Here is a 12,378-nt window from a genome sequence, read left to right on the forward strand (position 1 = left end):
GCGTGTGCGTGCGCCGGCCCGGCGGGGCGCCCGCGGCCTCCACGCGCCGTCCGCCCCATGAAACTGCCCTCCGCACCCCGTATCGATCTGCTGGAACCCGCCGTGATGCTGGCGACGGTGCTGCAATGGCTGGTCCTGGCCTCCCTGACGGGGCTGGTGGTCGGCTGCGGCACCAGCCTGTTCCTGCACGCGCTGTTCTTCTCGACCGGCCGCACCCAGTCCATGCCGCTGTGGGCCTACTGGGGCCTGCTGCCCCTGGCGGGGCTGGCCAACGGCCTGCTGATGGAGTACGCGCGCCGCCGCGTGGAAGCGTCGGGCCTGAAGGATTCCATCTTCGCCGCCGTGCACGAGCAGGGCGGCCGCATGCCCTGGCGCACGCTGTGGGTCAAGCCGGTGGCGGCCGTCATCACCCTGGCCAGCGGCGGCTCGGCCGGCAAGGAAGGCCCCTGCTCCCACCTGGGCGCCTCGCTGGGCGCGGCGGTCGGCCGGATGTTCCGGCTCAACGCCGAGCTGCGCCAGCGCATCGTGGCCTGCGGCGTGAGCGCCGGCTTCGCCAGCGTGTTCGGCACGCCCATCGCCGGCGCCCTGTACGGCGTGGAGATGCTGATCATCGGCCGCATCCGCCACGATTTCCTGTTTCCCGCGCTGATCGCGGGGGTGACCTCGTACCAGGTCAGCAAGGCCCTGGGCATTCCCTACGAGCACTATGCCATCGACGTGCTGCCGGTGTTTTCCGAGCCGCTGTTCCTGCGCACCCTCCTGGTCGGCATGCTGTGCGGACTGGTGGCGCGCGTGTTCGTGGACCTGATCTACGCCGTGCGCAACGCCTGCCACCGGCTGCAGGCCCGATGGAACGTGTGGCCGCCGCTGATGCCGCTGGGCGGCGGCCTGGCGCTGGCGCTGCTGGTTTCTCTCGCCATCCCGACGGACTACCTGGGCCTGAGCCTGCCGCTCATGGACCGCGCCCTGGCGGGCGAGGCCATGCCCTATGCGGGCTTCCTGTGGAAGACGATCCTGGTAGCGGTGACGCTGGGCTCGGGCTTCTATGGCGGCATCGTCACGCCCCAGTTCGTCATCGGCGCCGTGGCGGGCAATGCCTTCGCGCACCTGTTCGGCATCAGCCCCTCCCTGGGCGCCGCCGTGGGGCTGGTATCGGTGGTGGCCGCCGCGTCGAACACGCCGCTGGCCGCCATCCTGATGGGGGTGGAGCTGTTCGGCGGCGCGGTCGGCACGCTGTATGCGGCCGGCTCGGCCATCGCCGCCTACCTGATCATCGGCCACCGCAGCGTCTATCCGGACCAGCGCCTGGGGTACGCCAAGTCGTCCTGGATGCGGGTGCGGCCCGACATCCCGGTCGGCCAGGAAAAGACCCACCTGTCCTACGGCCTGCTCAAGAGCTGGCGCCAGATGCGGATGCGGGGATGGCGGCTCTGGCCGGGCGCGGACCGGCGCGCGGGCGGCGGGCGAAGCGCCGACGGAGGAGGCCGGAACGATGCGCAATCCTGAACTGATGCTGGCCGGGATCGGCCTCGTGGCCATGGGCGCCCAGTGGCTGGCCTGGCGCCTGCGGGTGCCGGCGATCCTGTTCCTGCTGCTGGCGGGCATCGCCGTGGGGCCGCTGGCCGGCTGGCTCGATCCCGACGCCCTGTTCGGCGAGCTGCTGTTCCCGCTCGTGTCGCTGTCGGTGGCCGTGATCCTGTTCGAGGGCAGCCTGACGCTGGAATTCCACCAGACGCGCGGACTGGAACGGGTGGTGCGGCGGCTGGTGACGGGCGGCACCCTGATTGCCTGGGCGGTGGCGGCCGTGGCGGTGCACGTCTTCCTCGACTTTCCCTGGGACCTGGCGGTGCTGTTCGGCGCGATCACGGCCGTCACGGGGCCGACCGTCATTGCGCCGCTGCTCAAGACCGTGCGCCCCGTGGCGCCGGTGGCCCATGCCCTGCGCTGGGAAGGCATCCTGATCGACCCCATCGGCGCGCTGCTGGCCGTGGTGGCCTACGACCTGATGGTGGCCCTGCGCATGACCCACGAATGGAGCCATGCCCTGTGGGCCTTCGGCGCCACGCTGGCGACGGGGCTGTGCGTCGGCGCGGCGGCGGGCTGGCTGCTGGGCACGCTGCTGCGGCGCGGCTGGGTGCCCGATTCCCTGCTCAATCTGTCGGTGCTGGCGCTGGTGTTCGCCGCCTTCGCCCTGTCCAACGCGGCGCAGCACGAATCCGGCCTGCTGGCCGTGACCATCATGGGCATCTGGCTGGCGAACCGGCCGGGCGTGCCGGTGCGCGACATCCTGGAATTCAAGGAAACCCTCAGCCAGATCCTGCTCTCGGCCCTGTTCATCCTGCTGGCGGCGCGCGTGGCGCCCGGCCAGATCTTCGGCCTGGGCTGGCCCGCCCTGGCCGTGCTGGCGGTGATGCTGTGGGTGGGGCGGCCGCTGAAGGTGCTGTTCTCCACCTGGGGCTCGGGGCTGAACTGGCGCGAGCGCGGCCTGCTGGCCTGGATCGCGCCGCGCGGCATCGTGGCGGCGGCGGTGTCCGCGCTGTTCGCCCTGCGCCTGGAGAAGATGGACGTGCCCCACGCCGACCGGCTGCTGCCGATGACCTTCCTGCTGATCATCGGCACGGTGATCTGGCAGAGCCTGACGGCGCGGCCCATGGCGCGCCTGCTGAAGGCGGCCGAGCCGGACCGGGTGGGCTTCCTGATCGCGGGCGCCAATCCCGTGGCCCGGGCCATCGGCCAGGCGCTGCACGAGCAGGGCGTGCCGGTGCGGCTGTGCGACAGCGACTGGTACAGCCTGTCGCTCGCCCGCATGATGGGCCTGCCCACCTACCACGGCAGCCCGGTGTCCGAGCATGCCCAGCGCAACCTGGACACCACCGGCCTGGGGCGCCTGCTGGCCCTGGGGGTGCGCGACGACGTCAACCAGCTCATCACGGCGCGCGCCCGCGACGAGTTCGGCAAGCGCAAGGTCTTCAGCCTGCCGCGCTCGCAGGACGCCGGCCAGGCCGAGAAGCACCTGCTGGACGCGGCCTATCGCGGCCGCACGCTGTTCGCCCCTGAACTCGGCTACTGGAAGCTGTCCGCCCTGCTGGCGGCCGGCGCCCGGGTCAAGGCCACGCGCCTGTCGGACAGCTTCGATTTCGCGCAGTATCTCGCCGCCCGGCCCGACCATCCCGTGATCCCGCTGTTCGCCCTGAATCCCAAGGGCTACGCGCTGCCTTTCACCCTGGACGAGACGCTGCAGCCCGGCGCGGGCTGGACGATCATCGGGCTGCACGAGGACGAGCCGAATGGGGTCAATGGTGCGAACGGCGGCGGTGGCGGCGTGGCTGGCGTCGCTAGCGCGAATGGCGCGAATGGCACGAATGGTGCGAATGGCACGAATGGTGCGAATGGCACGAATGATGCGAAGGACGGGGGCGGCGCGGAAGGCTCCGCCGGCGCGCGGACGCCGGGCATGCCCGGGGCGGACGGATCATGACGGCCCGCCCGGCCGGATCGCCGCGCCCGGACGCGGCGCGCGCGGCGGGCGGCGAGGGCGCCCCGGGCCGACGCGTGTTCTTCGCCCTGTGGCCCGACGCCGAGGCCGTCGAAATCTTGTCGGGCTGGGCGCGCCAGGCCCATGCGGCGTTCGGCGGGCGCATCATGCGGCCCGAGACCCTGCACCTGACCCTGGCCTTCCTGGGCACGGTGCCCCTCGACCGGATTGCGGACCTGACGGCCCTGCTGGAAGAAGCCCGCCCGATCGGCGGCACGCTGCGCCTGGACCGCTACGGCCGCTTCCACGGCCCGAAGATCGTCTGGGCCGGCCCGTCGGCGACGCCGCCCTGGCTGGACGCGCTGCACGGCTGGCTGTGGCGGGCGCTGGCGCGCCGGGGCTTCGCGCGGCCGGACGAGCCGTTCCGCCCGCACGTGTCGCTGCTGCGCCGCGCGGAGCCGGGCGAGCTGGACACGCTGCCCGCGCCCGCGCCCCTGGACTGGACGCCGCGCCGCTGCGTGCTGGCGGCCTCGGCGCCGAGTCCGGCGGGGTCCTTCTACGAGATCCTGGCCGAACGTGTATTGACCCGGCGGAACCCGCACGGTTCAGGCGGCTAATGCAAATGCCTCAGCCGGGGTTTTCATCTTCAGCGCCTGGTGCGGGGGGGCGGTGCTTGTAAAAGCCGGTCCAGTCGCCCATCGCGCGGCTGGCATGCGGCAGCGATTCAAATCGGTGCCGGTGGGCACCTTGTTCTTTCAACGTCCGGGCGACACGTTCGGCCATGCCGCTTTGCTGCGGACAGTCCTTGACCGCCGCCGGCGAAGTGAACGATGCACCACGCTGCATCTTGTGTTCGATGGCCTGGCGCACGCTCCAGCCGCCGCGCAGCGCCTCGGTCTCGTAGAGCTGGCGGGTCTGGACATCCTTGACCGACAGCAGCCGGACATAGGCCGACCACGGCAGGGTGAAGGCCTGGGCCAGTTCGGAGAGATCGAATTTCCGAGACACTGTCTGGGAATTCTCGATGAGCAGTCCGTCTCCAGATTTCCGGGACAGTGTCTCGGAGCGACCAATCTCCCAATAGCTGGCCGTCATCAGCGCGTTGACGCTGCGTGCCGACGTGCGGCACGCCGGCAGCTTCGGGACGTGACGGCACGGATTCGTCCCGTCGGGGCGCAGTCCCCACACTTCGGCCAGGTTGAGCATCTTGCGCAGCGAAGCTCTTCGGCAACAGCCAGAAAGCATCCGAGATGCCCAAGGTCCACCAGTTTTGCCTTCCGTTAAAACGCCGCCCGACGCTATCAAGTCCACTCGATGATCATGAGATGGCGCTGAGGAGTTGTTCCGTTTTTTCCCAAAGATTGCGAGCCTTTTCCGAATCGAGCGCATAGCTTCTCACTCCATCGGCAAATGGATTTGGCGTGTCGTCAATGAATGCAACACTGCAATCTTCAAGATAGCGGCCGCCAATCGCTTCCCGATCAGCTACAACGGCTGCCCAAACTGAGGTTGCTGCCGCTTGAGTGGCTTCTTTCAGCTCGGCTGGGGGCAGATTTGCCTCCGCACGCGCTTTGCCAACGGCCTCGAAGAGTGGCTTGTCGTCCTTGAGGGACAACGCTCTGCGAGATTCGAGCAGCCGCCGCGTGTTCTCCAGTTCCTTTTGCAGCAATTCGGCATCTGGCAGCACGGTGCGATAGTTCGCCGCCATCACCTTGTTCGGCAGACCATCCAGTGCATACCGCGCCAGGGCATGGCCCTTGTCAGCGCACAGGATCAGGCCCACTGGCGGATTCTCGTCCGGGTAGGCCCAATGCTCCTTGGCATAGTTGCAGTACATATGCATCTGCCCCACGTCGGCATGGGTCAGGCTGCCCAGCTTCAGGTCGAGGAACTCCAGCACATACGGGTCTTTGATCGCGTCATTGGGCGTGACGACATCCTCGGGCTTGGCCACCGAACCCTTGACCAGCATCGCCGCCTTGTCCTTGGACAAGGCCGTGCGCTCGTAGAACTGGCTGCCGATCTGCCGGTCGAGCTGGCGCACGCTCCAGCCGCCGCGCAACGCCTCGGCCTCGTAGAACCGACGGGCATGGTCATCCTTGACCGACAGCAGCCGAACGTAAGCCGACCACGGCAGCGAGAAAACCTGAGCCAGTTCGGGCAGACTCAATTTCCCAGACACTGTCTGGGATTTCTCTGCAGACGGCTCGTTTCCCAATTTCCCAGACAGTGTCTGGGAAATCTCGGGTTGGGGATAGGCGAGGAAGAAACGCCGCATGCTTTCCAGGTTGTTGACGCCGAACCCACGCCCGAACCGGGCCGTCAGATCGGCGGACAGGCGCTCCATCAACTGCTCGCCGTAACCGGCCCGCCGCTTGCCTTTCTGCTCGGCTTCGACGATCCGGCGGCCAATCTCCCAATAGCTGGCCGCCATCAGCGCATTGACACTGCGCGCCGCTGCCTGGCGCGCCGCATCCAGCAGTTCCACGATGCCGCCGTGGATGCCGGCATAGCCAGCCGGTAAGGCGGTGCGCTTCCCCGCTGTCGTAGGTGTCTTCCTTGTCATGCTGTCATCTCCATAGAACGGGATGCCCCGGTAATCGCCAGCCGCCGATTCGCCACCAGCTCGGCCGCATCCCGCACCGGCTTGTCCTCGGTATGAACATAGTGCATAAACATCGCCACGGTCTTGTGACCTGTGAGCTTTATGTCCACCTTGGTCGGCACACCAGAGTTGGCGATGTCGGTCATCGCCGCGATGGCGGATGCCGTGCGTGCCAACGTGCGGCACGCCGGCGGCCTTGAGCACGCGCGTCCAGCCGCCGTAGTGTTCGCCGTGGGTCATGTGCCGGGTCGGCCTTCCGCCTCCAGCGTCTCCAACTGGCGGAAGATCCGCACCAGTTCATCGTCCACGATCAGCCGGGTTTCCTTGCCAGGCGGGTACATTGGGACGTGGCGGCACGGATTCGTGCCGTCAGGGCGCAGCCCCCATACTTCGGCCAGGTTGAACATCTTGCGCAGCACGCCGAAAGTGCGGTTCGCCTCGGCCTGCTTGTAGGCCAGCTTCTTCATCAGCGCTGCCACATCGGGGCGCTTCACGTATTGCGCCCTCATCCGGCCCATGATCGGGATGATGCAGCGGTCAATCACGCCCTGATAGCCGCGTTGCGTGCTGGGCTTGTTGCGCTGCTTGGCGTAGTCCAGCGAATTGCGGTACTGGAGTCATCGTGAAACAAAAAACCGCCTGGCACCGCAGTACGGCGCCAGGCGGACGAGGAATGGCGGACCGCGGCGGGGCGGTCCGCCCTGCGCGGGCCCGTCCCGCAGGCGCAAAGGGAGTTGCCGCCTGAAGGACCGGCCCGCGCCGGCGGACGGGCTACTTCTGCGGCCGGGGCGTGGCGGCCGTGCTCGGCGGCAGGATGGGGTAGACGACCTGGGGCTGCTCGCCGGTCAGGGTGTGCAGGAAGCGGGTGATGGCCTTGACCTCGCCCTCATTCAGCTCCTGGCCCAGCTGGCTGGAGCCCATGATGGCCACGGCCTGCTCCAGCGACCAGACGTCGCCGCTGTGGAAGTAGGGCGCGGTCAGGGCGATGTTGCGCAGCGGCCCCGCGCGGAACACGTATTCGTCGCTGGCGGTGTGGGTCACGGTGAAGCGGCCCTTGTCGTCCGGCGGCAGGATTTCCGCGCCGGGCTTCTTCACCACCCCGAAGGGGAAGTACCCCTGGCCGCCGACGTTGATGCCCTGGTGGCAGGCCACGCAGCCCTTGCTCATGAACAGGTCCAGCCCCTTGAGCTCGATCTCGTCCAGGCTGTCGGCGCCGGCCAGGAACTGGTCGAACTTGGAGTTGGGCGTGAGCAGCGTGCTCTCGAACGCCTCGATGGCATGGGCCATGTTCTCGAAATTGACCGGATCCTTGTCCTTCGGATAGGCCTTCTGGAACAGGGCGACGTATTCGGGCAGGCTCTTGAGGGTTTCCTCGACCTGGGAGGGCGTGTTGTTCATCTCGACGCTCGCCTGCACGGGGCCCTTGGCCTGCTCCTTCAGGTCGGCGGCGCGACCATCCCAGAACTGGGCGCCGTTGAACAGCGCGTTGAGCACGGTCGGCGAATTGCGCGGCCCGTGCTGCCAGCCGTGGCCGATGGAGGTCTGGATGTTGTCGGCCCCGCCGGTGCCGACGCTGTGACAGGTGTTGCAGCTGATGATGTGGCTGCGCGACAGGCGCGGCTCGAAGAACAGCCAGCGGCCCAGCTCGATGCTGTCGGCGGAGATGTTGCGTTCCTTGATCACGGACTCGGGCGTGGGGATCGGCTGGAAGAACTGCCGCGCGGTCTCCCGCACCGCGTCGGCGGCGGGCGCGCCCGCGGCCAGGGCGGCGGATCCGCTCAGCGCGAGGCCGGCCGCCAGGAGGAGGGTGGTGTGCTTCTTCATGGTGTTCCCCTTGTGGAGTTGGAGTGGTTATATCCACAATGAAAACATGGTCATTGATTTCCCGTCTTGATGAGGGTCAAGCGCCCACCGGGACTGTCGGTTTTCCGCCATGGCAAAAACGCCACCCGTTTCGGGGCGGCGTCCGGGCGGATCGCATTGGTGCCGGCTAGAGGAATCGAACCCCCGACCTTCTCATTACAAGTGAGCTGCTCTACCAACTGAGCTAAGCCGGCCAAGGACCGTCATTCTACAGGACGATGTACGGGACGGGCCGCCTCATTTGACGACTTTCAGGTGGGACGGCTTGGGGGCGTCGGGGCCGTCGTCCGGCGGCGTCGGGGCGCCCGGCGCGGGCGGCTGGGGGCCCGGCTGGTCGTCGCCGCCCGGGTAGGGGCGCGAGGCCACGACCTCGAAGCCCATGCCGGCGCCGGTCTCGCGGGCGTACACCGCCGAGACGGCCGCCACGGGGATGAACAGGTGCTCCACCGCGCCGTTGAAGCGGGATTCGAATTCGATGTAGTCGTTGCCCAGCGTCAGGCGGTTGGTGGCCAGGTGGCTGATGTTCAGCGTGATCTGGCCGTCATGGACGTGGGCGAGCGGCACCACGGTGTTCTCGTCGACGGTGACCACCAGGTAGGGCGTGTAGCCATTGTCCGTGCACCATTCGTGCAGTGCGCGGATGAGGTACGGTTTGGTCGAGGATTCCTGCATGTTCAGCGGCGCATGACCTTTTCGGAGGGGGTGAGGGCCTCGATGTAGGCGGGGCGCGAAAACAGGCGCTCGGCGTACTTCTGGATCGGGGCGGCGCTCTTGGGCAGTTCGATGCCGTAATGGCCCAGGCGCCACAGCAGCGGGGCCACGGCCACGTCCAGCATGGAGAATTCCTCGCCCAGCATGTACTTGTTCTTTACCAGCAGGGGGGCGAGCTGGGCGAGGCGGTCGCGGATGTTGGCGCGGGCCGCGTCGCGGATCTTTTCGTCGGTGACGCCGCGGTTTTCCAGCGTGGACACGTGGACGAACAGTTCCTTTTCGAAGTTGTACAGGAACAGGCGGGTGCGCGCCCGCATGATCGGGTCGGCCGGCATCAGCTGCGGGTGCGGGAAGCGCTCGTCGATGTATTCGTTGATGATGTTCGACTCGTACAGGACCAGGTCGCGCTCGACCAGGATGGGCACCTGGCCGTAGGGATTCATCACCGCGATGTCTTCGGGCTTGTTGTACAGGTCGATGTCGCGGATTTCGAAATCCATGCCCTTTTCGAACAGCACGAAGCGGCAGCGTTGCGAAAAGGGGCAGGTCGTCCCGGAATAGAGCACCATCATGTCGTGGGTTCCAATACAAAAAAAGACGGAAAACGCGCGCGCGCCGGAAAACGCAAGCCAGGCGTGGCAACGCCTGGCTGGCATCCTGGCTCGCGCGGCCGGAGGGTCATGCGCCCCGCGGGGCGCGGCCGATCCGGGGATCTTCTGAAATCAGACGATCCTTAGCGGACGTGCTTCCAGTATGCCGCATTCATGCGGATGGCGACAAACAGGAACAGGAACAGGAACAGCATGACCCACACGCCGATCTGCTTGCGCAGGAGCTGGCCGGGTTCCGCCATCCAGCCCAGGAAGTTGCTCAGGTCGGCGACGTCGCTCTCGAACTTGCTGAAGGTCTTGGCATCGGCGGAGTCGAAGCGCGTGACGCGGGTGGCTTCGCCGGTGTAGTCCTTCAGGACTTCGGTCTTGACGGTCGGGATGCCGGCGGCATCGTAGACCGTGGTGGTGCGCTGCCACTGTTCGTTGCCCTGGGCGTCGGCGACCTGGTGGACTTCGATGTCCGTGAAGCTGCGCGGGCCTTCGAGCTGCCAGAGCGCGTTGGGCATGCCCACGCTGGGGAAGACGACGTTGTTCCAGCCGGTCTTCTTGGTGGAGTCGCGGTAGAAGGTGCGCAGGTAGGTGTAGATGTAGTCCACGCCGGAGGGGCCGAAGTTGGTGCTCTTGGCGCGGGCGATCACGGACAGGTCGGGCGGCGCGGCGCCGAACCACTTTTTCGCGTCCTCGGGCGTCATGGCGATCGTCATCAGGTCGCCGACCTTCTCGCGGGTGAAGAGCAGGTTCTTCTTGATGTCGTCCTCGGACAGGCCCAGGTCCATGAGCTTGTTGTAGCGCATGGCATTGGCGCTGTGGCAGTTCAGACAGTAGTTGACGAACAGCTTGGCGCCGTTTTGCAGGGCGGCCAGTTCGGTGATGCGGTCGGGGGTGCGATCCAGGTGTGCGCCGCCCTCGGAGGCGAGGGCCAGCGTGCAGGTCAAAGACAGGGCCAGGGCACCGAGCAGTTTTTTCAGCATGATCTTTCCGTGACAGTCAGGGGTTCGGCCTTCAGTGGGCCCGGAAGGTGACGCGGTCGGGAACCGGCTTGAAGGTGCCCAGACGGCTCCAGACGGGCATCGCCAGGAAGAACGCCAGATAGATGACCGTGCCGATCTGCCCCATCAGGGTGGCGGAGGGCGAGACCGGCTGCGTGCCCAGCCAGCCCAGGATCAGGAAATCGACGATGAAGATCGCGTACAGGACCTTGTGCCAGTTGGGACGGTAGCGGATCGACTTGACCGGGGACTGGTCCAGCCACGGCAGGAAGAACAGGATGACGACGGCGCCGCCCATGGACACCACGCCCCAGAACTTGGCGTCCAGGACCTTCATGAGGATGGCGACCAGGATCAGGATGCCGGGCACGGCCAGGCGCCAGATGCCCGAGAGCCGGCCCTTGGCGAACAGCACCACGGCGGCCAGCAGGGCGCCGGCGGCCATCACCCAGGTGAAGTCGCTGGTGGTGGCGCGCAGCATGGTGTAGAACGGCGTGAAGTACCAGACCGGGGCGATGTGCGGCGGGGTCTTCAGCGGGTCGGCCGGGATGAAGTTGTTGTATTCCAGGAAGTAGCCGCCCATTTCGGGGCCGAAGAAGATGATCGCGGCGAACACGATCAGGAAGCCCGCCACGCCGACCACGTCGTGCACCGAGTAGTAGGGGTGGAAGGGGATGCCGTCCATGGGGCGGCCGTACTTGTCCTTCGGACCCTTCTTGATCTCGACGCCGTCGGGGTTGTTCGAGCCCACTTCGTGCAGGGCGATGATGTGCGCCACGACCAGGCCGATCAGCACCAGCGGGATGGCGATCACGTGGAAGGCGAAGAAGCGGTTCAGGGTGGCGTCGGACACGACGTAGTCGCCGCGGATGAACAGGGAGAGGTCGGGGCCGATGAAGGGGATGGCCGAGAACAGGTTCACGATCACCTGGGCGCCCCAGTAGGACATCTGGCCCCAGGGCAGCAGGTAGCCGAAGAAGGCCTCGCCCATCAGGCACAGGAAGATGGCCACGCCGAAGATCCAGACCAGCTCGCGCGGCTTGCGGTAGGAGCCGTAGAACAGGCCGCGCAGCATGTGCAGGTAGACCACGACGAAGAACATCGAGGCGCCGGTGGAGTGCATGTAGCGGATGAACCAGCCGCCCGGCACTTCGCGCATGATGTATTCGACGGACTCGAAGGCGAAGCGCGCATCGGGCTTGTAGTTCATCACCAGGAAGATCCCGGTGACGACCTGGATCACCAGCACCAGCAGCGCCAGCGAGCCGAAGAAATACCAGAAGTTGAAGTTTTTCGGAGCATAGTACTCGGACATGTGCTCCTTGAACATTTTGGTGAGCGGGAAGCGGTTGTCCACCCAGCCCAGCAACCCGGTCGTCTCGACGTTTTTATCGGCCATGGAAGGCTCCTAGATTCAATATCGCAAAAGGATGAACGGGGGCGTCCATCAGGCCTTGTTGTCTTCGTCGACGCCGATGGTGATGCGGCTGCCGTCGGCGGAGAAGACGTAGGGCGGGATTTCGAGATTGTCAGGGGCGGGCTTGTTGGCGAACACCCGGCCGGCCAGATCGAAGGTGGAGCCGTGGCACGGGCAGAACCAGCCGCCCGGCCAGTCGCTGGGCAGCCCCGGCTGGGCGCCGGTCTGGAAGTGGGCGGTGGGCGAGCAGCCCAGGTGGGTGCAGATGCCGATGCAGACGAAGTATTCGGGCTTGCGCGAGCGGTATTCGTTTTTCGCCCATTCCGGCGTGAAGCCGGGGCGGTCGGACTGGGGATCGGCGAGCTCGGCGTCGTGCTTGGGCAGGGCTTCGATTTCGGCCTTGGTGCGGCGCACGATCCAGACCGGCTTGCCGCGCCATTCGACGGTCATCATCTGGCCTTCGGCCAGGCCGGAGATGTCGGCCTCGACCGGCGCGCCGGCCGCCTTGGCCTTTTCGGACGGGGCGAACGAGCCGACGAACGGCACCGCCGTGGCGACGCCCGCCACTCCGCCAAGGGTACAGGCCGATGCGACCCAGAAGCGGCGCGAAGGATCGGGGGGCAGGTTCGGGTCGACTGCGCCCTGCTCGTCGGACTGTGTCGGATGCTGACTCATTCTGTTATCCCTGGTTGCCGCCCTGGGGGCGG

The 12,378-nt window shown here is 66.9% G+C and carries 9 protein-coding genes, 1 tRNA gene and 3 pseudogenes; 3 read left to right on the forward strand and 10 right to left on the reverse strand.

Annotation, left to right across the window (positions count from 1 at the left end; translation table 11 throughout):
- Positions 1–57 precede the first annotated feature (57 nt).
- The 3 genes from BN940_RS01665 to thpR are packed head-to-tail and all read left to right on the forward strand — an operon-like array spanning position 58 to position 4,092.
- The gene (locus tag BN940_RS01665; RefSeq protein WP_198408284.1) at positions 58–1,506 is read left to right on the forward strand and encodes a chloride channel protein; all 1,449 of its coding nucleotides are present in this window, start codon (positions 58–60) and stop codon (positions 1,504–1,506) included.
- Complete coding sequence (locus BN940_RS01670; RefSeq protein WP_148304860.1) at positions 1,493–3,478, forward strand: cation:proton antiporter; 1,986 nt, start codon at positions 1,493–1,495, stop codon at positions 3,476–3,478. Before BN940_RS01665 ends, BN940_RS01670 begins: the two co-directional genes overlap by 14 nt.
- On the forward strand, positions 3,475–4,092 hold the full coding sequence (gene thpR, locus BN940_RS01675; protein ID WP_084330445.1) for an RNA 2',3'-cyclic phosphodiesterase: 618 nt from the start codon (positions 3,475–3,477) through the stop codon (positions 4,090–4,092). The genes BN940_RS01670 and thpR overlap by 4 nt, the downstream gene beginning before the upstream one ends.
- Positions 4,093–4,336: 244 nt before the next feature.
- Here the strand turns inward: thpR and BN940_RS18170 are convergent.
- The 10 genes and pseudogenes from BN940_RS18170 to petA all read right to left on the reverse strand — a co-directional run.
- Positions 4,337–4,570: pseudogene (locus BN940_RS18170) on the reverse strand (DUF1016 domain-containing protein); the annotation flags it as partial.
- 508 nt (positions 4,571–5,078) lie between these two features.
- A pseudogene (locus BN940_RS01685) lies at positions 5,079–6,041 on the reverse strand (PDDEXK nuclease domain-containing protein); the annotation flags it as partial.
- A pseudogene (locus BN940_RS18175) lies at positions 6,038–6,676 on the reverse strand (tyrosine-type recombinase/integrase); the annotation flags it as partial. The pseudogenes BN940_RS01685 and BN940_RS18175, both read right to left, overlap by 4 nt.
- Before the next feature lie 175 nt (positions 6,677–6,851).
- Positions 6,852–7,904, reverse strand: a complete 1,053-nt coding sequence (locus BN940_RS01695) for a cytochrome-c peroxidase (protein ID WP_043679469.1) — start codon at positions 7,902–7,904, stop codon at positions 6,852–6,854.
- Positions 7,905–8,061: 157 nt separating this feature from the next.
- A tRNA-Thr gene (locus BN940_RS01700) sits at positions 8,062–8,137 on the reverse strand.
- A gap of 43 nt (positions 8,138–8,180) precedes the next feature.
- On the reverse strand, positions 8,181–8,615 hold the full coding sequence (locus BN940_RS01705) for a ClpXP protease specificity-enhancing factor (protein WP_043679472.1): 435 nt from the start codon (positions 8,613–8,615) through the stop codon (positions 8,181–8,183).
- Positions 8,616–8,617: 2 nt separating this feature from the next.
- A complete protein-coding gene (locus tag BN940_RS01710; protein WP_043679474.1) occupies positions 8,618–9,226 on the reverse strand; it encodes a glutathione S-transferase N-terminal domain-containing protein in 609 nt (202 codons plus the stop codon).
- A gap of 161 nt (positions 9,227–9,387) precedes the next feature.
- Positions 9,388–10,236, reverse strand: coding sequence for a cytochrome c1 (locus tag BN940_RS01715; protein ID WP_043679477.1), 849 nt, complete (start codon positions 10,234–10,236; stop codon positions 9,388–9,390).
- A gap of 31 nt (positions 10,237–10,267) precedes the next feature.
- Positions 10,268–11,653 carry a cytochrome b gene (locus tag BN940_RS01720; protein ID WP_043679480.1) on the reverse strand — a complete coding sequence of 462 codons (1,386 nt, stop codon included), beginning with the start codon at positions 11,651–11,653 and terminating at the stop codon, positions 10,268–10,270.
- A gap of 48 nt (positions 11,654–11,701) precedes the next feature.
- Complete coding sequence (gene petA, locus BN940_RS01725) at positions 11,702–12,346, reverse strand: ubiquinol-cytochrome c reductase iron-sulfur subunit (protein WP_043679482.1); 645 nt, start codon at positions 12,344–12,346, stop codon at positions 11,702–11,704.
- Positions 12,347–12,378 lie beyond the last annotated feature (32 nt).

Origin of the sequence: Castellaniella defragrans 65Phen (assembly GCF_000612685.1) — a bacterium.
Lineage (GTDB): Bacteria > Pseudomonadota > Gammaproteobacteria > Burkholderiales > Burkholderiaceae_B > Castellaniella > Castellaniella defragrans.

Excerpts from the sequence above, each read along its gene's own strand:
- BN940_RS01665 (WP_198408284.1), top strand. The coding sequence starts at position 58 with ATGAAACTGCCCTCCGCACCCCGTATCGATCTGCTGGAACCCGCCGTG.
- BN940_RS01670 (WP_148304860.1), top strand. The coding sequence starts at position 1,493 with ATGCGCAATCCTGAACTGATGCTGGCCGGGATCGGCCTCGTGGCCATG.
- thpR (WP_084330445.1), top strand. The coding sequence starts at position 3,475 with ATGACGGCCCGCCCGGCCGGATCGCCGCGCCCGGACGCGGCGCGCGCG.
- BN940_RS01720 (WP_043679480.1), bottom strand. The coding sequence starts at position 11,653 with ATGGCCGATAAAAACGTCGAGACGACCGGGTTGCTGGGCTGGGTGGAC.
- BN940_RS01705 (WP_043679472.1), bottom strand. The coding sequence starts at position 8,615 with ATGCAGGAATCCTCGACCAAACCGTACCTCATCCGCGCACTGCACGAA.
- BN940_RS01695 (WP_043679469.1), bottom strand. The coding sequence starts at position 7,904 with ATGAAGAAGCACACCACCCTCCTCCTGGCGGCCGGCCTCGCGCTGAGC.
- BN940_RS01710 (WP_043679474.1), bottom strand. The coding sequence starts at position 9,226 with ATGATGGTGCTCTATTCCGGGACGACCTGCCCCTTTTCGCAACGCTGC.
- BN940_RS01715 (WP_043679477.1), bottom strand. The coding sequence starts at position 10,236 with ATGCTGAAAAAACTGCTCGGTGCCCTGGCCCTGTCTTTGACCTGCACG.
- petA (WP_043679482.1), bottom strand. The coding sequence starts at position 12,346 with ATGAGTCAGCATCCGACACAGTCCGACGAGCAGGGCGCAGTCGACCCG.